Origin of the sequence: Marinomonas sp. KMM3893 (genome assembly GCF_004352855.1) — a bacterium.
Taxonomy (GTDB): domain Bacteria; phylum Pseudomonadota; class Gammaproteobacteria; order Pseudomonadales; family Marinomonadaceae; genus Marinomonas; species Marinomonas arenicola.
The window spans coordinates 154,720-179,900 of the sequence record NZ_SJSC01000002.1 but is presented as its reverse complement, the minus strand read 5'-3'; the positions used below and the strand labels follow the sequence as shown (position 1 = coordinate 179,900).

21 protein-coding genes are annotated in these 25,181 nt (G+C 45.6%); 15 read left to right on the top strand and 6 right to left on the bottom strand.

Annotation, left to right across the window (positions count from 1 at the left end; translation table 11 throughout):
- Positions 1 to 263: 263 nt before the first annotated feature.
- From E0D71_RS05290 to E0D71_RS05280, 3 genes are all read left to right on the top strand, one after another.
- Positions 264 to 1,289: a TRAP transporter substrate-binding protein gene (locus E0D71_RS05290; RefSeq protein ID WP_207923333.1), complete on the top strand. Its 1,026-nt coding sequence runs from the start codon at positions 264 to 266 to the stop codon at positions 1,287 to 1,289.
- A 126-nt stretch (positions 1,290 to 1,415) separates the two neighbouring features.
- Positions 1,416 to 1,922 carry a TRAP transporter small permease gene (locus E0D71_RS05285; protein ID WP_243711940.1) on the top strand — a complete coding sequence of 169 codons (507 nt, stop codon included), beginning with the start codon at positions 1,416 to 1,418 and terminating at the stop codon, positions 1,920 to 1,922.
- On the top strand, positions 1,919 to 3,238 hold the full coding sequence (locus tag E0D71_RS05280; RefSeq protein WP_207923332.1) for a TRAP transporter large permease subunit: 1,320 nt from the start codon (positions 1,919 to 1,921) through the stop codon (positions 3,236 to 3,238). The genes E0D71_RS05285 and E0D71_RS05280 overlap by 4 nt, the downstream gene beginning before the upstream one ends.
- Before the next feature lie 129 nt (positions 3,239 to 3,367).
- On the opposite strand, the gene fabF is transcribed toward E0D71_RS05280, so the two are convergent.
- Positions 3,368 to 4,642: a beta-ketoacyl-ACP synthase II gene (fabF, locus tag E0D71_RS05275; protein ID WP_133002277.1), complete on the bottom strand. Its 1,275-nt coding sequence runs from the start codon at positions 4,640 to 4,642 to the stop codon at positions 3,368 to 3,370.
- 89 nt (positions 4,643 to 4,731) lie between these two features.
- On the opposite strand from fabF, the gene E0D71_RS05270 reads away from it, so the two are divergent.
- Positions 4,732 to 5,343, top strand: coding sequence for a TetR/AcrR family transcriptional regulator (locus E0D71_RS05270; protein ID WP_133002276.1), 612 nt, complete (start codon positions 4,732 to 4,734; stop codon positions 5,341 to 5,343).
- A 22-nt stretch (positions 5,344 to 5,365) separates the two neighbouring features.
- Here E0D71_RS05270 and cysQ read toward each other — a convergent pair whose 3' ends face one another.
- Entirely contained in the window at positions 5,366 to 6,217 is an 852-nt protein-coding gene (gene cysQ / locus E0D71_RS05265) for a 3'(2'),5'-bisphosphate nucleotidase CysQ (protein WP_133002275.1), read from the bottom strand.
- 48 nt (positions 6,218 to 6,265) lie between these two features.
- On the opposite strand from cysQ, the gene E0D71_RS05260 reads away from it, so the two are divergent.
- Entirely contained in the window at positions 6,266 to 6,685 is a 420-nt protein-coding gene (locus tag E0D71_RS05260; protein ID WP_133002274.1) for a S4 domain-containing protein, read from the top strand.
- A 7-nt stretch (positions 6,686 to 6,692) separates the two neighbouring features.
- Here E0D71_RS05260 and dprA read toward each other — a convergent pair whose 3' ends face one another.
- Entirely contained in the window at positions 6,693 to 8,060 is a 1,368-nt protein-coding gene (gene dprA / locus E0D71_RS05255) for a DNA-processing protein DprA (RefSeq protein WP_133002273.1), read from the bottom strand.
- Positions 8,061 to 8,323: 263 nt separating this feature from the next.
- Here dprA and def point away from each other — a divergent pair, with 263 nt between their 5' ends.
- The 10 genes from def to E0D71_RS05200 all read left to right on the top strand — a co-directional run bounded on the left by def (position 8,324) and on the right by E0D71_RS05200 (position 20,206).
- The gene (def, locus tag E0D71_RS05250) at positions 8,324 to 8,830 is read left to right on the top strand and encodes a peptide deformylase (protein WP_133002272.1); all 507 of its coding nucleotides are present in this window, start codon (positions 8,324 to 8,326) and stop codon (positions 8,828 to 8,830) included.
- A gap of 136 nt (positions 8,831 to 8,966) precedes the next feature.
- A complete protein-coding gene (gene fmt / locus E0D71_RS05245) occupies positions 8,967 to 9,953 on the top strand; it encodes a methionyl-tRNA formyltransferase (RefSeq protein ID WP_133002271.1) in 987 nt (328 codons plus the stop codon).
- Positions 9,950 to 11,320: a 16S rRNA (cytosine(967)-C(5))-methyltransferase RsmB gene (gene rsmB / locus E0D71_RS05240; protein ID WP_133002270.1), complete on the top strand. Its 1,371-nt coding sequence runs from the start codon at positions 9,950 to 9,952 to the stop codon at positions 11,318 to 11,320. The genes fmt and rsmB overlap by 4 nt, the downstream gene beginning before the upstream one ends.
- A 413-nt stretch (positions 11,321 to 11,733) precedes the next feature.
- Positions 11,734 to 13,107, top strand: coding sequence for a Trk system potassium transporter TrkA (gene trkA, locus E0D71_RS05235; RefSeq protein ID WP_133002269.1), 1,374 nt, complete (start codon positions 11,734 to 11,736; stop codon positions 13,105 to 13,107).
- Positions 13,108 to 13,240: 133 nt separating this feature from the next.
- On the top strand, positions 13,241 to 14,689 hold the full coding sequence (locus E0D71_RS05230; RefSeq protein ID WP_133002268.1) for a TrkH family potassium uptake protein: 1,449 nt from the start codon (positions 13,241 to 13,243) through the stop codon (positions 14,687 to 14,689).
- Between the two features lie 13 nt (positions 14,690 to 14,702).
- A complete protein-coding gene (gene ybaK, locus E0D71_RS05225) occupies positions 14,703 to 15,176 on the top strand; it encodes a Cys-tRNA(Pro) deacylase (protein WP_133002267.1) in 474 nt (157 codons plus the stop codon).
- 57 nt (positions 15,177 to 15,233) lie between these two features.
- A complete protein-coding gene (gene gmhB / locus E0D71_RS05220) occupies positions 15,234 to 15,791 on the top strand; it encodes a D-glycero-beta-D-manno-heptose 1,7-bisphosphate 7-phosphatase (RefSeq protein WP_133002266.1) in 558 nt (185 codons plus the stop codon).
- Between the two features lie 422 nt (positions 15,792 to 16,213).
- Entirely contained in the window at positions 16,214 to 17,086 is an 873-nt protein-coding gene (locus tag E0D71_RS05210; RefSeq protein ID WP_133002264.1) for an AraC family transcriptional regulator, read from the top strand.
- Between the two features lie 118 nt (positions 17,087 to 17,204).
- Entirely contained in the window at positions 17,205 to 19,376 is a 2,172-nt protein-coding gene (locus E0D71_RS05205; protein ID WP_133002263.1) for a TonB-dependent siderophore receptor, read from the top strand.
- Positions 19,377 to 19,426: 50 nt separating this feature from the next.
- Positions 19,427 to 20,206 carry a siderophore ferric iron reductase gene (locus E0D71_RS05200; RefSeq protein ID WP_133002262.1) on the top strand — a complete coding sequence of 260 codons (780 nt, stop codon included), beginning with the start codon at positions 19,427 to 19,429 and terminating at the stop codon, positions 20,204 to 20,206.
- A 256-nt stretch (positions 20,207 to 20,462) separates the two neighbouring features.
- Here the strand turns inward: E0D71_RS05200 and gyrB are convergent, their stop codons facing one another.
- From gyrB to dnaN, 3 genes are all read right to left on the bottom strand, one after another.
- Entirely contained in the window at positions 20,463 to 22,886 is a 2,424-nt protein-coding gene (gyrB, locus tag E0D71_RS05195) for a DNA topoisomerase (ATP-hydrolyzing) subunit B (protein WP_133002261.1), read from the bottom strand.
- Positions 22,887 to 23,993, bottom strand: coding sequence for a DNA replication/repair protein RecF (gene recF / locus E0D71_RS05190; protein ID WP_133002260.1), 1,107 nt, complete (start codon positions 23,991 to 23,993; stop codon positions 22,887 to 22,889). It abuts the gene before it with no gap.
- 82 nt (positions 23,994 to 24,075) lie between these two features.
- Entirely contained in the window at positions 24,076 to 25,173 is a 1,098-nt protein-coding gene (gene dnaN, locus E0D71_RS05185; RefSeq protein ID WP_133002259.1) for a DNA polymerase III subunit beta, read from the bottom strand.
- Positions 25,174 to 25,181 lie beyond the last annotated feature (8 nt).

The window sequence follows — 25,181 nt, the reverse complement described above, 5'->3', positions numbered from 1 at the left end:
ATAATCTTCACGCTATTGATGCATTCAGCTAATCTATTTTTTGCATCAAAAAAGATCACCAAGCCTCTTTTTTGTGCATTACTTTTCAGTTAGTTATATGATTTATAACAGATTTTGGCTTTTTAGATTGTTTGATGACGACAAAACTTTAGATAGATTTTGCGAGCTTTATTACGCTCGGGCTTTTTGAAAGTATCAATTACAAGGTGTCACAACATCAAAAACGTGACTTTTTTATGCACTTTTGTTCTCGAGGTAACTCAATGATTAAGACGATACTAAAAGTAAAAAAACGATTGGTTGTAAGTTCTCTAGCGGTAGCTCTTGGATTAAGCGCGGTCGCGTCTTCTGCACATGCTGCAGATTATAACTGGCGCTTCGCTAACCTATACAGCCGCGGCTCTGCATTCGGCGCAGTATACGAAGATTTAGCAAAGAACATTGAAACTATGTCTGATGGCCGTATCAAGGTGCAGGTTCTTTATGACGGTGAAGGTGTTGGTTCTTCTGGTATTTTTGGCGCCGTGAAAACAGGCCTAATAACAATGGGGGCGACTTTCCAATCTTTGAACGCAGGTGAGCTTCCTGCAGGCTTGGTTGAAATTGGTCTACCTGGCGGCACGAGCGATGTTGGCGAGCTGACTACCTTATTCCAAGAAAAAGGCTGGGCACCAATTCTTAAAAAAGCATACGGTGAACAAGGGCTAGTGTGGCTTACCCCTTACATTCAACCAGCTGTTTACGTTATTACTAAAAAACCTATCAACTCTATTAAAGACTTCCAAGGGTTGAAAATTCGCGCTCCCGGCGCATACGGTAAGTTCTTACGTAACCTAGGCGCATCACCTGTTTCTCTTGCCTGGTCTGAGATCTACACAAGTCTTTCCACTGGCGTTATCGACGGTTCTATCGGTTCTAATATGATTGACCACCGAGATGGTAACCATGTTGAAGTAGCAAAATATATGTATCCACTTCCTCTAGCTGGTGCACAAGTGCTACCTATTATTGTCAACCAAAGCGCTTGGAACAAACTTCCTACAGACTTAAAAGCCATTGTTAAAGCAGCGACTACAGTTCACGCCCAAGAGCAAATGACGAAGTCTAGACTATGGGAATCTGAAGCCGTTGCCGATATGGAAGCAAAAGGTTTACAGTGGAGCCCTGAACCAAGTGCAGCAGATAAAGCAGCATGGAAAGAAGCAGGCTCTAAACTATGGGATGAGTACGCTTCAGCAGACAAATACAGTAAAGAGTTGATTGATATTCTTCGTCTAGAACAAAAATAATCTACTCAGTAATAACTAAAACGGCCTTCATTAAGAAGGCCGTTTTAATTTTCGATCCATCCTAACAGGTACAAAACAATGATAATGACTGCGATTAGGCGCTATTGTCTTGGAGTCCACGCATTAGTGGCTTTCATTGGGAATTCCGTTTCCTATCTTATGCCGGTATTAGCATTTGTCGTTGCTTTCGAGGTTTTCTCTCGTTACATCTTAGACAGCCCAACCATCTGGGCTTACGACACTTCGCTATTTATCTTTGGCTATATTGCCGCATTAGGTGGTGCTTATGCCCAACAGCAACGTGCGCACATCAATGTCGATATCCTTTACAACAAAGTTTCAACTCGAACGAAAAGCATATTTAACCTATTTTCATTCGCTCTCGCCATGTTCTTTATGGTTATCGTCTGCAAAATGAGCATAGGTAAGTTTGAAGAAGCGCTCGAATTTAACTATCGACGCCAAAGTGAATGGGCTCCTCACATGCATCATTACTGGTTAATGATGGCAATCGCTAGCGTGCTACTTATTTTGCAACTTTCCAGTGACTGGATTGATTCATTACACCAAGCAATTACTGGTAAACCCTTATTACCAGAAGCACCGACCGAACAAGAGGAATCCGTACAATGATTAGTATTGAATTATTAACGGGCATTTTATTTGCCTGCATCATAGCGGCGTTTGCCTTGGGAGCACCGGTTGGTTTAGCGCTTGGCGGCATCGCGATGGGCATCGGCTATATGACGTGGGGCGACGCTTTATTTAACGTCATTCCGACCACGCTCGAATCAACCCACTTTAGTTTTATTTTACTTGCTATCCCTTTGTATATATACATGGGGCAGTTGCTAACTCGCTCTGGTATTGGCGATGCTATGTTCGCTGCCAGCCAAATGTTGATTGGTCGTGTCCGAGGATCATTAGCCATCAGCGTTATTGTGGTGTGCTCTATGATCGGCGCTATGGTGGGTATTATCGGCGCGGGCATCATGACGTCTGGAAGTATCGCACTGCGTCCTATGTTAGAACGAGGTTACGATAAACGCCTAGCACTTGGCGTTATTATGGCTGGTGGTGGTTTAGGCATCTTGATTCCACCAAGCATCCCAATGATCATGTTTGCGTCATCTACACAAAACTCTGTTGGCCGTATGTTTATTGGTGCTTTGATTCCAGCACTTATTACTATCATTTTGCTGATCGGTTACGTGATTATTTCGTGTAAGTTGAATCCTAAACGCGCTCCTATGGATGTTGTTCCAGAAGTCCAACCAACGCCAAAAGAGAAGTTCCTAACGGCTCGTGATGGCTTATTGTCTCTACTGCTGATTGTGGCCGTACTTGGCAGTATTATCATGGGAATCGCGACACCAACAGAATCTGGTGCGATAGGTGTTGTCGGTGCTATTGTTCTTGCGATTTTCTTTAAACGCTTCAAACCACGCATGGTACAAAAGGCTGGCATGCAAGCAGCGCTGCTGGTAAGTGTGGCAATGTGGATTATTGTTGGTGCGTCGGTATTCAGTAACTTTCATTTGCTGATGGGCGTGCAAAACATGGTTGCGGGGTTCACTCAAGATTTGGGATTACCGCCAATTGTTGTCATCATGTTGTTCCAATTGATCATGCTATTGCTAGGCTTCATTATCGACGAATTTATCATCGTCCTAATGTGTGCACCTATATTCACACCGATTGCCGTGTCACTTGGCTACGATCCAATTTGGTTTGGTATCTTGATGATTCTAAACATTGAGATCGCCGTACAAACACCACCTTATGGTTTTGCTTTGTTTTACCTAAAAGGCATCGCGCCTCCTGGTATCACCATGTTGGATATCTATAAATCCATTACGCCATTTGTATTGCTGAAACTTTTGGTTCTTGTCATCGTAATGATGTTCCCAGAGTTAGTAACTTGGTTGCCTAATCAGCTTATGGATTAGCCCCTTGTTAATCCATAATTGTCATTTCTAAGTTTTACTTTTGCATATTTACATAAAAAAGGCGACTCACTGAGTCGCCTTAGATTAACCATTTCAATAAAATAAGTGAGTACACACTTATTTATTTATTCATGCAGTATAACGCTTTAAGATCAAGGCCGCGTTGACACCACCAAAACCAAAACCGTTTGAAAGCACATATTCTACATCTTTCTTACGCGCGACTAATGGCACAAGATCTAAATCTTCCATGCCTTCATCTGGTTCATGTAAGTTCAAGGTTGGCGGTAGCGTTGAGGTTAGAATCGCTTGTGCGCTAAAGATACTTTCAATACCGCCAGCCGCGCCTAACAAATGACCTGTTGCCGATTTAGTCGATGAAATGGCCACGTCTTTAACCCCTTCGCCAAAAATACTGCGTAGCGCATTAATTTCACCACGATCACCCACAGGGGTTGAAGTCGCGTGTGCATTAACATAACCAATTTTACTAGGGTCAAGGTCTGCCATTTTCAGCGCTTGTTTCACCGCACGAGCAGCGCCTTCACCGCTTTCTGGACCAGATGTTAGATGATAAGCATCGCCACTGGTGCCGTAACCGACAATCTCAACAAGTGGCGTAGCGCCACGTTCTAAGGCGTGCTCTAACGTTTCAATAACCAATAGACCAGAACCTTCACCGATAACAAAGCCGTCACGGTCCTTACTAAACGGGCGAGAGGCATGCTCTGGCGCTTCATTCAAAGTCGACAAGGCTTTCAAAGCACCAAAACCTGCGAGAGACAATGGATCGATACAAGCTTCGGTACCGCCTGCTAGCGCAACTTTTGCCTCACCCGTGAGCAACATACGAACCGCATCGCCAATCGCTTGCACACCGGCTGCACAAGCAGTCACTGGCGTACCAAGTGGGCCTTTAAAACCGTATTTGATTGAGACATTCCCAGCCGCCAAGTTGGCTAGGAAAGAGGGCACTGTGAATGGCGACAAGCGTCTTGGGCCTTGTGCGTCTAATATTTTTTGGGCATTCGTTAACGCCGGCAAGCCACCGATTCCGGTGCCGATAATAGTCGCAGTTGCTTCTTTATCTTCATCCGACGTTGGGAACCAGTTTGCTTGGGTCAGCGCTTCATCGGCGGCAGCCAAAGCAAACAAGGTAAATAAATCAATGCGCTTACGCTCTTTTGGCGTCATATAGTCTGCTTCATTCAGACCATTTTCTTGTTCTGTGTGACTAGGTACTTGACCTGCTATTTGGGTTGCTAATGGTTCAGAGCCTTCCAAAGCCAAACGGCGAATGCCGGATTCGCCTTTGGTAATACGGTCCCAAACAGCATTCACTCCCAAGCCTAAAGGAGATACCAAGCCCATGCCCGTGATAACAATTCTTTGCTTGATTGACATAAGAAAACCTCTTTTACTTTCGACTCAAGGAAACATGACATGGTAAAGTAGATCTATATATGATCAAGATAATATTTAGGAGACTAAATATGCCTTACACGCCACAGCATAAAGAACAAACCCGTCAGCGGATTCTGCAGACGGCCGCTAAACTATTTTGCACCTATGGGTTTGATAGCGTCACATTGGATCAAATCATGAAAAAAGCCAACATGACCCGTGGTGCTTTTTATGGTCATTTCTCAGGCAAAAGCAGCCTCTATGAAGCGGCGTTGCAATTTGCTGCCTCAAATTCCTTTTGGGCACGCAGAGAAAAGCAATCAGAAGACAAAGAAACCCATATAAAAGCCTTGGTCACGCGCTACCTTAGCTGGACTCATAACGATGATGAAGCGCCTTCACCATTAGAGTTCCTAGTCACAGACGCGGCGCATAAAGAAGAGAAAGTCCGTAAAGCCTACCAAGCTTGTCTGGACAGTTTGATCGAGCGTTTGACGGTCATTCTGCAAAAACAAGGCACGACTGGGGATGTCAAAGACCTAGCGGAAGAAACCGTTGTGTCGCTTGTTGGTACCGTCGCCATTGCACGTTCTATTACGCACCCACTCCAAGCAGACTTTTTGAAACGAGCACAAACGCGTATTTTTAACCGCATCCATGCCGCGATCAAAAACCCACAAACAGTGTCCAATAACCAATAAGAACAAGAAGAGTAGCGAAAACCTACTCTTCTTCGTCTGCCTTCTGCTGATACCAAGCCATCACGTTAGGCGCGATTTCTGGACCAGACACAAAGAAATGCCCATTCAATAATGTTTCTCTTTGGTTATAACGGAAAGGGTCGCCTGTCGGAGAGACCAACATACCGCCAGCGGCTTCAATAATGGCTTGCTGTGCCGCCGTATCCCATTCGCTGGTTGGACCGCGACGTAGATGTAAATCTGCCACGCCTTCGGCAATACGACACGCTTTGATAGAGCTGCCTTTTGGAATTTCTCGTACCGATTCATAACTGTCTTTCAGATCGGCTTTTAGCTCGGCAGGAAGAGAAGGGCCGTGACTGCGACTGGTCATGGCAATCAGTGGTGTATTGGGTTTGCGTACGGTAATGGTTTCCACTTCTTGACCTTGCCATTTCACAGCACCAAGTGGCAATCCGCGCCAGCTTTTTGTAACCCCAAAATACCCTTCAGACGTCGTCGGTAAATACACCATTCCAACGATAGGCACGCCATTCTCTACCAACGCAATGTTGATACTGAACTCTCCATTGCGCTTAATAAACTCTTTGGTGCCATCTAATGGATCGACAATCCATAATAAAGGCCACTGAGATCGCTCTTCAAAAGGCACCACGCCTTCTTCTGATAACACAGGCACATCCGGTGCCATGGCGTTCAAGCCCGCCAAAATCGTTCTGTGGGCTGCAATGTCCGCTGCCGTCACGGGACTATGGTCTGACTTTTGCTCAATACCCAAATCGGCACGCTGATAAATTTCCATGATCACATCGGCGGCATCGTGTATTATTTTTTGTAACGCTTGGAAAATAGGGTGATGACTTACATCCCGCATAACAGCCTCGAACATGACAATAAACAAAATTGGATCAATACGTAACTTATGAGTAAAGCAGAAAAACAACCAGCACCACAAGCAGTACGTTTGGATAAATGGCTTTGGGCCGCACGATTTTTTAAAACGCGCTCTCTTTGTAAGGACGCGATTGATGGCGGTAAGGTCACTTACAATGGCAGCAAAGGCAAAGCCAGCCGCAATGTCGAAGTTGGAGCTCTGATTGGTTTACGCCTTGGTTGGGATGAAAAGGTCGTCGAAATCAAAGCCATTAGTGGGCAACGCCGTGGCGCACCAGAAGCGCAATTGCTCTACGAGGAAACACCTGAATCCGTAGAGAAACGAGAAAAAAGAGCACTGGAACACAAGTCGTTTGGCGGCCGCATCATGTCAGACCACAAACCCAATAAAAAAGAACGTCGCGATATTAAGCAGCTTAAAAAAGACATTTTTAGCGGCACCGAATAAAAGCGCCTCAACAGCGCACATACACACCGTGGCGGTTCTCGATGCACTGACAAAGCTCCAGCTCCATCAAAACCTGCATCATGCTGGGAGCCGCTAACTGCGTATGCCGCACTAGAGCATCAAAATCCATCGCTTGAGACTCTGTCTCTAATAGCGCGGCCACAGTTCGAGCATTGTCCGACAAATGCGCGGGTAACGCCTTTTTAGGATTTATTTCAATCAAAGAAAACGCCGTGTCTTTTGTGTTGGCCGCATCTTCTGTTAACTGTCTTTTGGTCTGTCCAGCTGCTTGTTTTAACAATGTTTCCCGTGAAACAATGCGCCTGTTATTACCTCCCTTGATGGATTTTTTCTCTGTGGATTTCGTTACTTTCGTGCCGGCCGTTTCTCCATTTTGGAGGCGGCTAGCGGGTAGAATCTCATCTAAAATATCCTCAGCATGACGAACCAATATGGCACCTTGGCGTATCAATTGATGACACCCTTCTGCCTGAGCGTCTTTCACTCGCCCAGGCAATGCAAAGACCTCGCGATTTTGTTGCACGGCATAATTAGCACTGATAAGAGAGCCACTTTTTGGCGAGGCTTCTGTGACTAACACGCCCATACTCAAACCACTGATGATTCGATTTCGAGGCGGAAATAGGTGAGGGCGAACTTCGGTCATCAATGGGTACTCGCTGACTAAGCAACCACCCTGGGCTACAATCTCTTGAAACAAGCCTTTGTTTTGTTTCGGATAATGCATAAACAATCCGGTTCCCATTACTGCGATGGTCGGAGTAATGGCCGCTTCTAGAGCACCTTGGTGGGCGGCGGTATCAATGCCTCTGGCACCACCACTGACCACCGAAATGCCTTGGCGTGCTAATTGGCTCGCAAGTTGTCGGGTAATTTCACGACCGTATCCCGTGCAATGACGCGCTCCGACTATGCCCAATTTAGGCAATGCGAAGCTGGCTAACGCGCCATCCACATAAAGAAAAGCGGGCGCCACACTGATCTCTTTTAATTCATTAGGGTACAGAGGATCGCTTTGTAGTAACAAATGATGATAATCGTCTGCCAACCAATCTAATGACAGTCGCTTCTTTTCAGCTTGCTCTGACGATAAGGTCTGATGATCAAGGTACGTCATCGCTTCGCGAGCTGTCACGTCCGGCCATTTAAGGTGGCGAAGCAGTTCGTAGTTAACCTGATCCGGAAATGGTTGAGCATCCGTCTCAGACAATAAATCGGTCTCTTGCATACGATCGAGTTGATCAAAATAGGTGAACAGGCGAGATAAGCGAGCCGGCCCAATGCCAGACAAAAAACTCAGGCTGAGCCAATCTTCGTGATTCAGCCCTCCAAGTAAACGAGAAGAAGTGGTCATATTGCTGTGCATCCTTGCGACAGTGAAACAAATAGCGGCCGATATTTTTACAATGCCCCTATCTTGGTCTAGATTGAAAATTGCTTTTTTGCCATTAAAAACGATGAAATAGACAGATTCTATTAAGTCGATTGTATCGAATTGCTTAAAAAACCGGCATCACAGCAATGCCCATCTCAGTGACTTGCGGTACAATATAGGAAAGCAAAGAGTCGAACCAAAAATGGCGAGACCGACGAATATAAGACATATTGGAAAAGATCATGGCAGTTTTACCCGTACTTGAATACCCGGATCCGCGTCTTCGTAAAGTCGCAGAACCCATTACAGACTTCACACCTGAATTACAAACCCAAATCGATGACATGCTAGATACCATGTACGATGAGAATGGTTTGGGACTGGCAGCGACACAAGTGGATTACCATTACCGTCTTGTTGTCATGGATTTCTCAGAAGAGCGTAATGAGCCGCTTGTGTTCATTAACCCTGAGTTTGAAATCATCAATGACGAGCCTAATGAATTCCAAGAAGGCTGCTTATCTGTGCCTGGTTTTTATGAACATATTTACCGTGCCGCAGAAGTCATTGTGAAAGCGCTTGATCGTAACGGCAAACCGTTCGAAATGAAGGTTGATGAGCTAATGGCGGTTTGTGTACAGCATGAAGTTGACCATCTAGATGGCAAATTAATGGTTGATTACCTGTCACCATTAAAGCGCAATCGAATCAAAACCAAACTGGTTAAAGCTCAGAAAAAACGCGATTAAACTTTGATGTACATAGCGCTCGCTTCAACGGCGACAGTCAGTCGTACTAGAGCGCTATCAAAGGCCGCCGTTCAGCCCATTAATACCCGTTTTGTAAATCAGGCCTCGGCCTGATTTTTTCGTTAAAGGAAACCAAATGACTACCTCACCGCTGCGTATTGTTTTTGCAGGCACACCCGAATTTGCTGCCACCAGTCTTCAAGCGTTATTAGATAATCAAGAACAAAATCACTATGAGTTGGTTGGTGTCTATACCCAGCCAGATCGTCCTGCTGGGCGTGGCCACAAACTTGTAGCAAGTCCGGTTAAACAACTGGCGCTTGAGCACGACATTCCCGTTTTCCAACCCGTGAACTTTAAGTCAGAAGAAGACAAGGCCGCGTTAGCCGCTCTAAATGCTGACATCATGATAGTGGCGGCTTATGGCATCATTTTGCCAAAGGCCGTACTCGATACACCAAAACTAGGTTGCCTTAATGTGCATGGCTCTATCTTGCCACGCTGGCGTGGTGCTGCGCCTATTCACCGTGCGCTCATCGCTGGCGATGAAACAACGGGCATTACTATTATGCAAATGGATGTGGGGCTGGACACCGGCGACATGCTGCTAAAAGCTTATTGTGATATTAAGCCAACAGACACTTCTGCAAGCCTGCACGACAAGTTGGCAACACTGGGAGGAGAAGCGCTGGTTGATGCTCTTGAGAAACTCAAAAAAGGCGAGCTGGTTGCAGAAAAACAAGATGATAGCTTGAGTAACTATGCGGCGAAACTCACGAAGCAAGAAGGTGAGCTTCAATGGCAACAAGCCGCTGAATTAATAGAGCGCCAAGTCAGAGGCTTATCTCCTTGGCCATCGGCTTTCACACAAAGCAGCGAAGGGGTGATGAAGATCCATGGGGCAGAATTGGCTAACGTGGAATCCGAAAACGCAGCGCCTGGCGAAATTCTAGTGGTCAGTAAAGAGGGTGTTATTGTGGCAACAGGACAAGGCAGCGTTCGAATTACTGAAGTGCAATTTGCCGGTGGCAAACGCATGAAAATCCAAGACGCATTAAACGGCAAACACAAAGCCGCCTTACAAATTGGTCAACACTTCGGCCTAGTAGAGTCATTATCATGAAACCAACAGATGTACCTTCTATCCAGCACAGTGCTCGTCAGGTCGCGATTCAAGTAGTGACGAATATCTTGTTACAACAAGGTTCTTTGAGTACTCAACTAGCACGCCACCAACACGATGTGGCCAGTGAGCATATTCCGCTGCTAAAGGAATTGTGCTTTGGCGTTTGCCGTCAGTACCCTTTATTAAACAGTATTGCGCTGCACCTTTTAAACCATCCTTTCGAAGAAAAGGACATGGACCTTTATGCCGCGTTATTGATTGGCCTGTATCAACTGGGATACATGAATACGCCAGATCATGCGGCGGTAAACGAAACCGTCGAAGCCTGTCGCATACTTAATAAAGATTGGGCAACCAAACTCATCAATGCAGTACTACGCCGCTACCAACGCGAAGCCGATGATATCATTGAAGAACTGGAGGCCATGCCATCCGTTGAGTACAACCAACCTAAATGGCTGGTTAAGCGTTTCAAAAAACATTGGCCAGAGCAATTTGAACAGATAATAGAAGCCAGCAACGCGCACCCTCCAATGTGCATTCGCGTTAACGAGAGCCAAGTTTCACGTGAAACATACAAGGCACAAATGGCTGAAGAGGGTATAGACTCAGAAAATGGTCAGCTTTCTCCTACCGCTTTGTACCTAAGATCTGCTGTTAGAGTAAATGAGTTACCTGAATTCGATGAAGGCTTTTCTAGCGTACAAGACGAGTCTGCTCAACTTGCTGCCCATATTCTGGCTCCTGAGGTAGGGGAACATGTATTGGACGCCTGTGCTGCGCCTGGAGGTAAAACAGGTCATCTATTGGAATTTGCAGCCGCGAAGCAAGACCAAGAAGAAACGCTCGATCTAACCGCCGTTGAATTAGAACCATGGCGCTTAGAAAAAATCGAAGCCAATTTGGAACGCATTGGACTCATGGCGAACCTACAATGTGCCGATGCTGGGGATCTTGATACTTGGTGGGATGGGGCGCAATTCGACAAAATTCTTCTTGATGTGCCTTGTTCCGCTACTGGTGTCATTCGTCGGAATCCAGACATCAAAATAAACCGCAAGCCTGCAGACATAGATGAACTCGTCACCATTCAAAAAACAATTTTGGCGCAAGTTTGGACCACCTTAAAACCTGGCGGCCACCTTCTTTACGCAACCTGCTCTCTGATGCCCGAAGAAAACGAACAGCAGGTTGCTGCTTTTCTGACTTCTCATGACGATGCCAAAGAAGTGCCATTGAATGCATTAAACTCGGTATTGAATGTAGCCTCGGGAGTCTCTGTGTCACACGGCCAACAACTCTTCCCGACGATCAAAGGCAACGATGGTTTTTATTACTGTTTAATTCAGAAAAATATCGTCTAGGCTAATTTACGAAAACGCACTTTAGTGCTAGATCCACTACCATTAAAAATGTGCTCAGATAAACCTGCCCAGATAGTTGTTTCACATGAAACAATTCTATTATCTGGGCATTTTTTTACGCATAAAAAAGTCAGTGAACTCATAAACCCATCACCTTGATACGTCGCTCGTACACACATTAAAGAATCATTGTGTGTACGAGGAAGTACAGGCAAGGTGAGGTTTTACTTCCTAGGCAAAGACAAAAGTGTATTTTTTTCACTATTTCAGAGATGTCGTTAAATAATTGGTTGAAGTGGCTAAATTTCGGCCTAACATAGAGGGCAACTCAAAATCGGTTTTGGCACTCATATGAGCCAACAAGAATAACCAGAAAAAGAGCCCGTATTTAACATTGTGCTCTAAGGCAAACTATGAAAATCATCATTATTGGGGCAGGCCAAGTTGGCGCTACTCTGGCTGAGAATCTCGCAAATGAAGACAATGATATTACCGTCATTGACCCTGATCTAACGCGCTTAAGAGAGCTGCAAGACCGTTTAGATATTCAAACGGTTGAAGGCAGCGGTTCGCATCCGGCGGTACTGGCACAAGCCGGCTGCAATGATGCCGATATGCTTATCGCGGTGAGCAACCAAGACGAAACCAACATGGTGGCTTGCCAAGTTGCCCACACACTATTTAAAACACCAACCAAAATTGGCCGAGTTCGTTCCAGCGCCTATGCCGGTTACCCTGAACTGTTTAACGATCAGGCTTTGCCTATCGATGTACGTATCAGTCCAGAAAAAGAAGTGACCAAACACTTAAGTCGCTTAATTCGTTACCCTGGTGCATTGCAAGTGATGGAATTTGCCGATGGCAAGGTTCAGCTCGTCGTCGTAAAAGCAGAAAAGGGCGGTCCACTGATTGATCAGCCAATCAGCTATTTACGCGAACACATGCCGTCGATTCAAACCCGAATAGCCGCTATTTATCGCGATGGTCAATCTATAAAACCCGATGGCAATACCTGCATTCGAGCCAATGATGAAGTCTTCTTCCTCACGCCACAACGCGATGTGCTGGATGTAATGAGTGAGTTGCGCCCGCTAGACACACCTTATCGTCGCATCATTATTGCTGGCGGTGGCAACATTGGTGAGCGTTTGGCGCAGAGCTTAGAAAAAGAATACCGTGTCAAAATCATTGAGCGGGATTTAGAGCGCTGCCGTTATTTATCAGAGAACCTAGACAGCACGATCGTCCTTAACGGAGACGCGTCGAAAAAAGAATTGCTGTTAGAAGAAAACATAGAATCTACCGATGTGTTCTGTGCACTGACCAATAACGACGAAGCCAACATCATGTCGTCTATGCTGGCGAAAGTATTAGGCGTACGCACGGTAATGACCATCATCAATAACCCTGCCTATGTCGATATAGTGCAAGAAGGTATGATCGATATCGCCATCTCGCCACAGCAAACAACGATCAGCTCCTTGTTGAGTTATATTCGTCGTGGCGACGTCGTCAACGTTCACTCTATGCGCAAAGGCGCAGCAGAGGCATTAGAGGCGGTGGCCCATGGGGACATTCGTTCGTCAAAAGTGGTTGGCCGAAGCATAGCCAAAATCAACCTACCAGAAGGCGCGACGATAGGCGCAGTAGTCCGTGATGATGACATCATCCTAGCCACTGGTGATGTGGTCATTCAAGCTGAAGATCACGTGATTATTTTCGTCTCGAATAAGAAACAGATCCCTGCTGTAGAGCAACTATTCCAAGTGGGATTAACCTTCTTTTAAATAACCAACCTTGCTTTTTTATCGTGTGAACACTGAGTAAAGCCACACATAAAAAAGCGCTGAAAATAAGAAGACCTTCAGCTAGGTGATTAAATTAAGCCAGACTCGGCAGAGTCTGAGCTAGGAAGCAACTATGCACATTAAAGTAATTTTGCGGGTTATTGGTTTGTTGGTGATGGTATTTAGCCTCTCCTTAATTCCGCCAATGATTGTCTCCTTAATTTATTCCGATGGAGTATTAGACTCCTTTGTTTATGCTATGTGCATCAACCTAGTCGGCGGTTTCCTTCTTTGGTTTCCTGTGCGGAATCATAGAGGCGAGCTCAAAATCCGCGATGGCTTCTTAATTACCGTTCTATTCTGGACAGTACTTGGCTTCTTCGGCTCAGTCCCTTTCTTCTTGGCGGACACACCAGATCTGTCTTTTACCGATGCTCTGTTTGAATCCATCTCAGGCTTAACCACAACCGGTGCAACCATACTGACAGGCATTGATGATCTGCCTAAATCCATTCTCTTTTACCGTCAATTGTTAACCTGGTTAGGCGGGATGGGGATTATCGTTTTGGCCGTGGCTATCATGCCTATGTTAGGCATAGGTGGTATGCAGCTTTACCGAGCAGAAACACCAGGCCCAGTAAAAGACACCAAGCTGACGCCTCGTATTGCCGAAACCGCCAAAGCACTTTGGTACATTTATGCCACGCTCACGTGCGTTTGTGCGATAGGCTATTGGGTTGCAGGAATGAGCCTATTTGATGCTATTTGTCACAGTTTCTCGACCGTTGCGATCGGTGGTTTTTCCACTCATGATGACAGTATTGGTTATTTTAATAGTGTGCCGATAGAGATGATTGCCACCTTCTTCATGGTGGTTTCAGCGTTTAACTTCGCGCTGCATTTTCACGCCTGGCGACACAAAAGCGTATTGCATTACCTAATGGACCCTGAGGCACGCTTCTTCCTCTTTATCCTGCTTTGTACCATTTCGTTGTCTACGTTTGTTCTCGCCATGACCTCCACCTATGACTGGGGCTCGTCATTGCGTTACGCTGTATTTGAAAGTGTCTCGATCGCCACAACCTCAGGGTTTGGTACTTCGGACTTCTCAACCTGGCCGCATTTCTTACCCTTCTTATTGATTGTCACCTCATTTGCTGGCGGCTGTGCGAGCTCTACTGGTGGCGGTATGAAGGTCATTCGGATTCTGCTGATCCTCAAGCAGGGACTGCGTGAAATTCAACGCCTCGTACACCCAAATGCGGTTATTCCCGTTAAGGTGGGTGGCAAAGCCATTCAAGAACGAGTGGTGTCAGCGGTATGGGGCTTTTTCTCCGCGTACCTGTTGGTCTATGTCATCTTGATGATCGGGTTAATGGCAACGGGGCTCGACCAAGTCACCGCTTGGTCTGCGGTTGCAGCGACTTTGAACAACCTAGGCCCTGGGCTTGGCAGTGTTTCAAGTACCTTTGCTGGGGTCAATGACCCTGCCAAATGGATGCTGTGTTTTTCTATGTTGCTAGGTCGTTTAGAAGTCTTCACCTTGCTGGTATTATTTACCCCTATGTTTTGGCAGAAATAACGACGAGGTTGTCATGACGCCCGCGATTAACCTATTAAAGAAACAAAAAATGGCCGTCTCTATTCACGAATACGAGCACGATACTAACTGCCATAACTTTGGCGAAGAGGCGGCAACAAAGCTCAACTTAGACCCTGAGTCTGTGTTTAAAACGTTGTTAGTAAGCGACGACAAACACTTCTTTGTGGCCATAGTCCCTGTAACAAGCACGTTGAATTTGAAACGAGCAGCAAGCGCTTTTAACGTTAAAAAATTGCGCATGGCTGATCCTAAAGAAGCAGAAAGGCTCACTGGCTATTTGGTCGGTGGTATCAGTCCTATAGGTCAAAAGAAGCGGCTAGTCACTTGCATCGATAGCAGTGCAAAAGCGTTTTCTAAAATCTATGTCAGTGGCGGCAAACGTGGCTTAGACATCGGCCTTGCTCCGGAAGATTTAAGCCGCGCTTGTCATCAGGCTCAATTTGCGGATATCCGCGACACGAAATAATCGACTATTCACTAAGCCTTATTTAAGGCGAATCATGTTCCCAAAAGGTAGCTCACCATGGCGCAAGTTAAACCCATTATTCTATTAGACCGAGACGGCGTCATTAACCAAGACTCTGACGCCTATGTAAAATCGGTGGACGAATGGATTCCATTACCAGGCAGCATCAAATCCATTGCCGCATTATCAAAAGCAGGCTTTCAAGTTTTTGTCGTAACTAACCAATCTGGCATCGCTCGTGGTTATTACGACGAAGCAACACTCAAGGCCATGCATGACAAAATGAAAACACTGGTAGAAGCAGAGGGTGGCGCCATTGCTGGAGTCGAATATTGCCCACACGGACCTGATGATAATTGCCAGTGTCGTAAACCAAATAGCGGCATGATTGAGGCCATTGAAACTCAACTTGGTGTCTCTTTTGAAACCACACCTGCCATCATGGTAGGGGATTCATTACGAGATTTGCAGGCCGGTAAGGCAAGAGGCTGCACTCCTGTGCTTGTGCTAACAGGAAATGGACGTGAGACACAGTATAAAGAGATCGATTTCTACTTTGATATCTACACAGACCTAGCGGCATTTACCATAGCAACACTACAGAAATACAGCTAACAAAGCTGAGATTAATAGAGTAAGAAGTAGGTAAGTGCTTACTTTCTTCTTGCTCTATTGGTCATTCCTATTGTTTTTTCCTGATAGAAACCCACCGCTTTCCATATTGCACCAAGGACGCCTTTTTGTTCTCGATGTATCAACAAACATCAAAATACACTTCTCATTGGAACGGCGCTTAATCTGCCGACGATAAGGCAGGTTAATACACTCACGACTTATTCAGTAGGTTCAACGCCGCTTCGCAAAGTCTTAACTCATCCTCTAATAGGCATTCAGAAAAAGCGCATGCATTTTGAGCCTCTTTAGCACGAATTACGTATTCTCTATCGACGGGACTTCTGTTTTAAAATCACACAAAAGTTGGTATTTTATAGACCCATAGATGATAATGGTTATTATTAATTTATTCGTATCTTATTATGGCTCAGCAAAACAGACTCACTCGCATCGAAAAGGTTTTAGATTACATCCATGACAATCTGGATGAACCTATTAATGTGACGAACCTAGCAGAAAGAAGCTGTTGGTCACGTTGGCAATTCCAACGCGTTTTTGGCGAAGCCACTGGGCTTACGGTCGCTCAATACATTAGAGAGCTTCGTTTAAGCAAAGCCGCTGAGTTGCTGCTTTCTAGCACAAGCCGCCAAGTGGACGTAGCGATGCAATGTGGCTTTGATTCAGAAATCAGTTTCTCCCGCGCTTTCAAACAGATGTTTCATTGCACCCCTCGATCGTATCGCCAGAGAGGCAAGCGCCAAGGGTTAAGAACCCCCTTACACTATCGAACGAACAATGCGCTATCGGCAGACAAATCCAAAGCCTTTACGCAAATCCGAATTGAAAACCACGATTCACTTTGCCTTTATGGCACGCACGACTGGATTCGAGGGCCTTTTTCTTCAGCCCCAGACTTTCTTGAACGTGTGCCCAAACTATGGAACAGCGTTGAAAAACAAGCCGCGGCCATCAAAGACAAAAGCCCCATCGGCATAATAGACACACATTATGATGCTCAGCACCCAGAGCAAATGTGTTATTGGGCAGGGTATTTAGGGGAGCGACTAGAAGGCCAAGAGAGCATTGTGGTCCCAGCTCAAGAATATGCAGTGATCCCAGTACACGGTAAAGCCTCTGAAGTCGAAAAAGCAGTAGGCTGGTTTCTGCATTGCTGGCTACCTGAGTCAAATTACTACAGTGTTTCAGGTTATGAATTGGAGAAATATGATGTCAATTATGACCCAAACAGCACTCAGAGTTACATGGAGTACTGGCTGCCGATTCAGCCAAGATAGAGTAAAGAGTTTTGCTTATTTCATTCAAGATGCACCAAATCGTTAAGTTTTATACACTCCTGAGAAATATAATGAGATTCATTCTCATTATAAAATAAAACACACTCTCGGAGTCAAAATGAAATCCTCTTTGCCGATTCAACCCACTTTACTCGCACTCGCGATTGCCAGTGCTTCATCACATTCATTTGCGGCTGAGTCCTCAAATACTAATACCTCGGCAGGGAATGCAGCCAATACTGAAGAAGAGATCACTCTATCCACTGATCAACTAAGCCCGTTAGTGGTTAAAGGACAAACCTACCGCAACACCGCGACCAAAACCCAATTAGACCTAGAAGAAACACCTCAAGCTATTTCAATAATTGATAGCGATCAACTAGAAGAGCGTGGGGTAGAGAGTTTATCTGAAGCTTTACGTTATACATCTGGTGTTAATACGGAACTCCGCGGCGGCACCATAACAAGATTGGATCTCTTCAATATCCGAGGCTTCGATAATGATCAGGTTTATTACGATGGTTTACCGCTACTCTATAATGGAAACAATTTACAAGCTCAAGTAGATGCCTCGGCAGTAGAAAAAATTGAAGTATTTAAAGGCCCAGCTTCAACGTTATATGGAAGTATGCCCCCTGGAGGCATGGTCAACTTAATTGGTAAATCCCCACAAAAAGAAAGTAAAAACTCAATTGAAGTTACTGTCGGGAGCGATAATAAAAAAGAAGCTTCTTTTGATTCTACTGGTGCAATCTCTGAAAATATTAATTATAGAGTCATTGGTCTCGTCAGAGAAAAAGACGGGCAAGCAGATACAACATCAGAAGAGCGCATGATGATAGCGCCGTCGATTGATTGGCAAATAAGTGATGACACTCTGCTAAACCTGAACCTGTATTACCAAAAAGACCCAAGTATGGGGACATATGGCACATTACCCGGCGTAGGCACAGTCTATGATAATAGTCCTTACGGACAATTAGACTCAGACGCTTATTTTGGGGACGAGAACTTTGAAACGTTTGAACGCGAAGTCTTATTTTTTGGCTATAAATTAAGCCATAAGATCAATGATACTTGGAGTTTTCTACAGAAAACACGCTATACAACAGCGAATGCTTACCAAGAAACAGCCTATGTGACAGGGTTGGAATCCGATCAAACGACAGGCACACGTACTGCTTATTCAACAGATGAAGAATCTGAGGCTTTTGCCATTGATAACCAGTTTTCTGCTATCTTTGACGTAGGCGAAACAGAACATAATATTCTTCTCGGTGTTGATTACACGGACATGAAATCTAATTTCACCTATTACTACGCTACAAACACGCCAAGTATAGACCTATATAACCCAGATAATAATCAGATTGTTGTTAGTGATTTGGGTCTAACGAAGTACAGTGATTTGGATTATGACAGCCAGCAATTGGGTTTTTATCTACAGGACCAAGTCCGTGTAGGCCAGTGGATTCTCATAGCCGGTGGTCGCTACGACCAATACAATTATGATGAAAGCGGTCTCGATTATGGTGGCGAAGGTGATGACACAATTGATGAGGGCAACTTCAGCGGACGTCTTGCTGCACTTTATGAGTTTGAAAATGGTATATCGCCTTTTATTAGCTATTCTGAAAGTTTTGAGCCACAAACTGGTTCAGATGCAGATGGTAACAACTTTACTCCAACTACATCATCACAATGGGAAGCAGGGGTTAAATATAATGCTCATGGTTTCAATATGGGTGTTACAGCCTATGAAATTATTAAGAAAGACATCCTCACCGTAGACCCAGATGATGAGAGTAAATATGTTCAAGTGGGTGAGCTGCGAGCACGAGGTATTGAGCTCGATATCCAAAAAGCCATCACTCAAGAAGTGAGCGTCTCTTTATCTGCAACTTTACAGGATGTAGAAATTACAAAAGATTCTACTAATTCATTAGTGGGCACTACCCCTATTAGAATCCCTGAAAAACAATTTAACACCTGGGTCTCGTACAAACCTCAAGATGGTAAATTGATAGGCAGCTCATTCGGTATAGGAATGCGTTATGTCGGTGAAATGCAAATTGATGCGAATAACACTGACACGTTAGACCCTTATAAACTGGTTGATCTTTCAGTGGGTTATGATTTAGTCAATCTGTCCCCTAAATGGAAAGGAGCAAGCGTTCAGTTCTCTATGTCGAACGTCTTTGACGAAACCTATTTCAGCTGTTACAGCACTAATTATTGCTGGTATGGAGCAGATCGCTCTTTCGAAATCACAGGTCGTTATGAATTTTAATCCGGCCAGCCAACAGGGACGTTTAGCCGCGAAGGAGGGTAGAAGCTAATATGGAAAAACCTTTGCCTCGTCTTTTTAAAACTGCGGCTTCTTTTATTCCCATTCTAGAGGGGCGGATGCTAAGCACACCAGCGGACAGAGACATCGGCTCTTTGTCCGCCGATGAACCAGACCAAGCCCTGCATACATTGCATCATGCTTTGCAAGAGGCGCACCCGGAAGCGGGTGCGCCTTATTGGCGTGTACGCTGTTGGGGATTAGTTTGTTGGCAGCCTATTTATCTTGCGCTGATCTGCGTTTACCAATTAAAAAGCGTCCCTCTGAATCTACAAGCATTAGTGCAAAATCAGCAAGCGACCATGGTAGCGGGCTACCAATTGCCTGACGGAGAATGGCAAGAAGGCCATAAAGAGGAGCTTATTAACACCATTTGCCAGTCACTAGCTAGGCTCTTTAAGACGCTTCAGCATGCTCATATGGCCTTATTTGGCGGCAACCCCATTCTGTACCAAACCTTGCTGGCAGATCAGTTGTTAGCCTCTCTTGTTGTCGCAGGGCAATTATTTCCAGCGTTTGACGAAGCGGCAATTAACACCGACTTTAAACACTGGGCCAACGCCCTTGCGCTGCCACTAACGCCACTCAAAGGGCTGCAATACGGCCCAGATAAAAAAGTCAGATTTGTCCGTCAAACCTGCTGTTTGCACTTTCGCCGTTGTGATGGTGCGCTTTGTTCGAATTGCCCAAGGTTGCAGGCAAAACACGCCAGAGAGCATAAAAAAACGCCAATTATCGGCCGCCTAATCAGCGCTCGATATGAAGCAATATAAGGTAAGTACTCACTATCGATTTTTAATTGATTTATTAAGAAGTGGCTCTCTATCAGTGCTTTAGTAAAACATCGACACTGATCGGACGACCAACGACACCGATCGAAGACTGCATCAAAGCCGTGTAATAACGATTCTACAACCATCCCGCAACAAGAAAGCCCACCTCTATTATCAGTGAAAGGTTTATCTAGGCATAAAAAAACGGCTAGAGCGTTCACTCTAACCGTTTTTTGAAGGATGCTGGTACGAAGAATCAGATGTCCAAGTTCGCTACATTCAAGGCGTTGTCTTGAATGAAGTTACGACGCGGTTCTACTTCGTCACCCATTAAGGTTGTGAACATTTGGTCAGCAGCAACGGCGTCATCGATGGTTACGCGCAACATGCGACGAGCATCAGGGTCCATTGTGGTTTCCCAAAGTTGCTCAGGGTTCATCTCACCCAGTCCTTTATAACGCTGTGTCGTTAAGCCACGAGACGCTTCTTTCATCAACCAAGCTTTCATGTCGCTGATGGTTTCTACTGGCTGACGACGTTCGCCGCGCTGGATGAAAGATTCTTCACCAAACAATTCAGCAACCGTTTCAGACATAGCAACAATGCGTTTGTATTCAGGTGAGTTGAAGAAAGTCGCTTCAAAACGGTAACGGTTCGACACTCCATGAGACATGATGTTGACCACTGGCAAGTACAGGTTGCGCTCTTCGTCTTTCTCTACTGAGAAGTCAAAACGGAAACCGGTACGTGCATCTAATGGCATTTGGTTACGAATCGCTTCAACCCATTCGATAACAGCCGCTTCGTTCATTAGATCGTCTTGGGTTAACGCTTTGCAGTACAGAAGTTTGCCCATTACATCTTTTGGATACACACGAGACAAACGATCAATATCGGACTCAATGCGGATGTAATCACGTACTAATGTTGCCAAAGGCGCGCCTTGAATGCCTGGAGCGTCTTCATTGACGTGCATGTGAGCGCCGTCTAGAGCCACTTCAATTAAGTACTGTTCCATCGCGGCTTCGTCTTTAATGTATTGCTCTTGCTTACCACGTTTGATTTTGAACAAAGGTGGTTGCGCAATAAAGATATGGCCACGTTCGATAATTTCCGGCATTTGACGGAAGAAGAAGGTCAGCAACAAGGTACGGATGTGCGAGCCATCGACGTCGGCATCGGTCATGATGACGATGCTGTGGTAACGTAATTTATCAGCGTTGAACTCATCACGGCCAATACCACAACCCAGTGCGGTAATCAGCGTGCCCACTTCAACAGACGATAACATCTTGTCAAAGCGTGCCTTCTCAACGTTCAAGATTTTACCTTTGAGCGGCAAGATAGCTTGAGTACGACGGTCACGACCTTGTTTTGCAGAACCACCCGCAGAGTCACCCTCCACTAGGTAGATTTCAGAAAGCGCTGGATCTTTCTCCTGACAATCGGCCAATTTACCTGGTAAGCCTGCGATGTCTAACGCGCCTTTACGACGCGTCATGTCACGGGCACGGCGAGCAGCTTCACGAGCACGAGCGGCATCGATCATTTTGTTTACGATGATTTTCGCTTCATTTGGTTTCTCTAATAGGAACTCAGAGAAACGCTTACTCATTTCTTGTTCTACCGCCGTTTTTACTTCTGAAGACACAAGTTTGTCTTTGGTCTGAGAAGAGAATTTTGGATCCGGTACTTTCACAGAAACAATCGCGGTCAACCCTTCACGAGAGTCATCTCCCGTAGTGGCCACTTTTTGTTTCTTCGCTAAGCCTTCTTTTTCAATGAAGTTGTTCAAGGTACGAGTTAGTGCACCACGGAAACCCGCTAAGTGAGTACCGCCATCGCGCTGTGGGATGTTGTTGGTGTAACAGTAAATGTTTTCTTGGAAACCTTCGTTCCACTGCAGCGCCACTTCTACTGCGATGCCGTCTTCTAGGTCATCACGCTGGCAGATGAAGTGAAAAATATCGTTGATTGGCGTTTTGTTGGTATTTAAATGCTCAACAAAAGAACGCAAACCGCCTTCGTAGTTGAAGAATTCTTCTTTACCAGAACGCTCATCTTTCAGCTTAATCGCCACGCCAGAGTTCAAGAAAGACAACTCACGTAGGCGCTTAGCCAAAATGTCGTAGACAAATAAGATGTTGTTGAAAGTTTCAGGAGACGGTTTGAAATGCACGGTAGTACCGGCACCATCAGAGTCGCCAACGATCGCCAACGGCGCTTGTGGTACGCCATGAACATAATGCTGTTCGTAGACTTTGCCGTTTTTACGGATCGTCAATGTCAGTGCTTCAGAAAGCGCGTTTACAACAGACACCCCAACACCGTGAAGACCACCAGACACCTTGTAAGAGTTATCGTCAAACTTACCGCCAGCGTGTAGGACGGTCATGATAACTTCGGCAGCGGATACGCCTTCTTCTTCGTGCATATCAACAGGGATACCACGACCATTATCAGAGACAGAAATGGATTCATCAGGGTGGATTAGAACGGTGATGGTATCACAGTGACCTGCTAAGGCTTCATCGATCGAGTTATCGACCACTTCGAATACCATGTGGTGCAAGCCTGTTCCATCGTCTGTGTCACCAATATACATACCAGGACGTTTACGTACGGCATCTAGCCCTTTGAGCACCTTGATACTGGACGAATCGTAATTATTTTCACTCATTTAACTCTCCTGCAAACCTTTGCTCGATAAGGACAATTCGCCGTTATTCATAGAAAAGTGACGAACGTCTGTGGTGTCGGCCCACGCAAAATCCGTGGTATCTGGTCCAACACTCGTAATAAAAATTTGGCTGTTTAGTGACTCCAATAAACGACACAGTTTTTGCCTATGATTGGCATCTAACTCTGCGGGTAAATCGTCCACTAAAAAGACCAATGGGCGGCCCATGTCGATCAGCAGCTGCCCTTGGGCGATTTTCAATGCGGACACAACTAACTTTTGCTGTCCGCGCGACAAGGTATCTAAGGCATCGCCGGTCTCGGCTTTAACACGCAAATCCGCTCGTTGCGGGCCTGTGTGCGTGTAACCTAACTCAATATCGCGTTCTCGGCCGGCTTCTACCGCCATCTGTAACGACTTTTGCGAATCCCACCCTTGGAAGAATTGCAAAGAGACATTTAAGTCTTCGTTCAGCAATGACAACACCGTTAAAAAATAAGGTGTTAGGCGCTCAACATAGGCTTTACGCGAGGTATTCACCTGTTCACCGAGGCGGATTAATTCCTGATCGAAAGCCGCCAATAAACTAGGGGATATTTTACCACGTCTGAGCAAGGTATTCCGCTGTTTTAATGCTTTTTGCCAGCCTCGCCATGCGCGAATAAATTCACTGTCAAAATGAAACACACCCCAGTCGATAAATTGCCTTCTGACACTTGGCGAGCCTTCTAATAATCGAAACGCGTCTGGGTTAATAAGCTGCACCGGCAAACGCTCTGCGAGCTCAACAACCGACTGAGCTCGCTGTCCTTGAATGCGCACGTCAATTTGCCCATCACGATGACGCTGAAGGCCAACTGGCACAGGGTTGCCGTGCTCTTGATGCAATTGAGCGAACACCAAACAATGCTCGTTTTCGTGTTGGATATAGGTTTTGTGTTTGTGGCTACGAAAAGAACGACCGAAGGAAAGTAGGTGAATCGCTTCCAGAACAGAGGTTTTACCACTGCCGTTTTCACCAATAATGACATTAACTTGGGGTGAAGGTTCAAAGCGCACACTTGAGAGGTTGCGAACATGAGAGATGTCCAAACGCACCAGCGGCATAAAGCGAAAACCTTATTCGGAGGAAGTAGAGAAAACCGCTTAAGCCTACCTGTTAAGCAAGCCAAGCGGTTTCACAGGAAGATTACAGACGCATTGGCATCACAACGTATTGTGCTGCATGGCTTTGCGCTTCTTCGATCAGTGCACTGCTGTTAGAGTCGTTCAGTGACAAACGTACTTCTTGTGTGTCCACAACGCCCAGCACATCCAACAAGTAACCCACGTTGAAGCCCACTTCCAAATTATCGCCTTGGTATTGAACCAATACGGATTCTTCGGCTTCTTCTTGCTCTGGGTTATTGGCAAACACTTGCAACATGCCATTTGATAAGATCAAACGCACACCACGGTATTTTTCGTTCGATAGGATCGAAGCACGTAAGAAAACTTGGCGTAGCTCAAGACGATCAGCGATGATGATTTTCTCGTTATTGCGAGGAATCACCCGGTGATAATCTGGGAACTTGCCGTCAACAAGCTTAGAAGTGAAGATATATTCGCCAACTTTGGCACGAATATGGTTAGAACCTACGGTTAACTCAACCACTTCTTCGGTGTCGTTTAATAGGCGATTTAATTCCAATACACCTTTACGCGGCACGATCACTTGCGTTAAATCGCCGCTCACGTGAGCGTCTTCTACCGCCGTCGCCAAACGGTGGCCATCGGTTGCTACCACACGTAATTGGCCGTCTGCGACTTCAAACAACATGCCGTTTAAGTAATAACGAACATCTTGGTTGGCCATCGCAAAGCCCGTACGATCGATCAAACGACGCACGCTCACTTGCGGAATCGCCACCGTTAGGTCGCCTTGCATGTCTTGAATATTTGGAAACTCATCAGCCGGCAATGTCGATAAGCTAAAGCGCGAGCGACCAGAACGAATCACGGCTTTTTGTTCATCTAGCGTAAATTCAATAACGGCACTGTCTGGTAAGCTTTTACAGATGTCCATTAGCTTACGAGCCGGCACAGTAATACGGCCTTCTTCACACTCGTCTAATGGGACATGACCCACCAATTCCACTTCTAAATCCGAACCGGTAAGGGTTAATGTTTGGTCTTTTACTTCCACCAAGACATTGGCCAAAACTGGCATGGTCTGTTTGCGCTCTACAACGCCCGCCACCAATTGAAGTGGCTTAAGAAGTGTCTCGCGGACAACTGAAAATTTCATTATTTTCC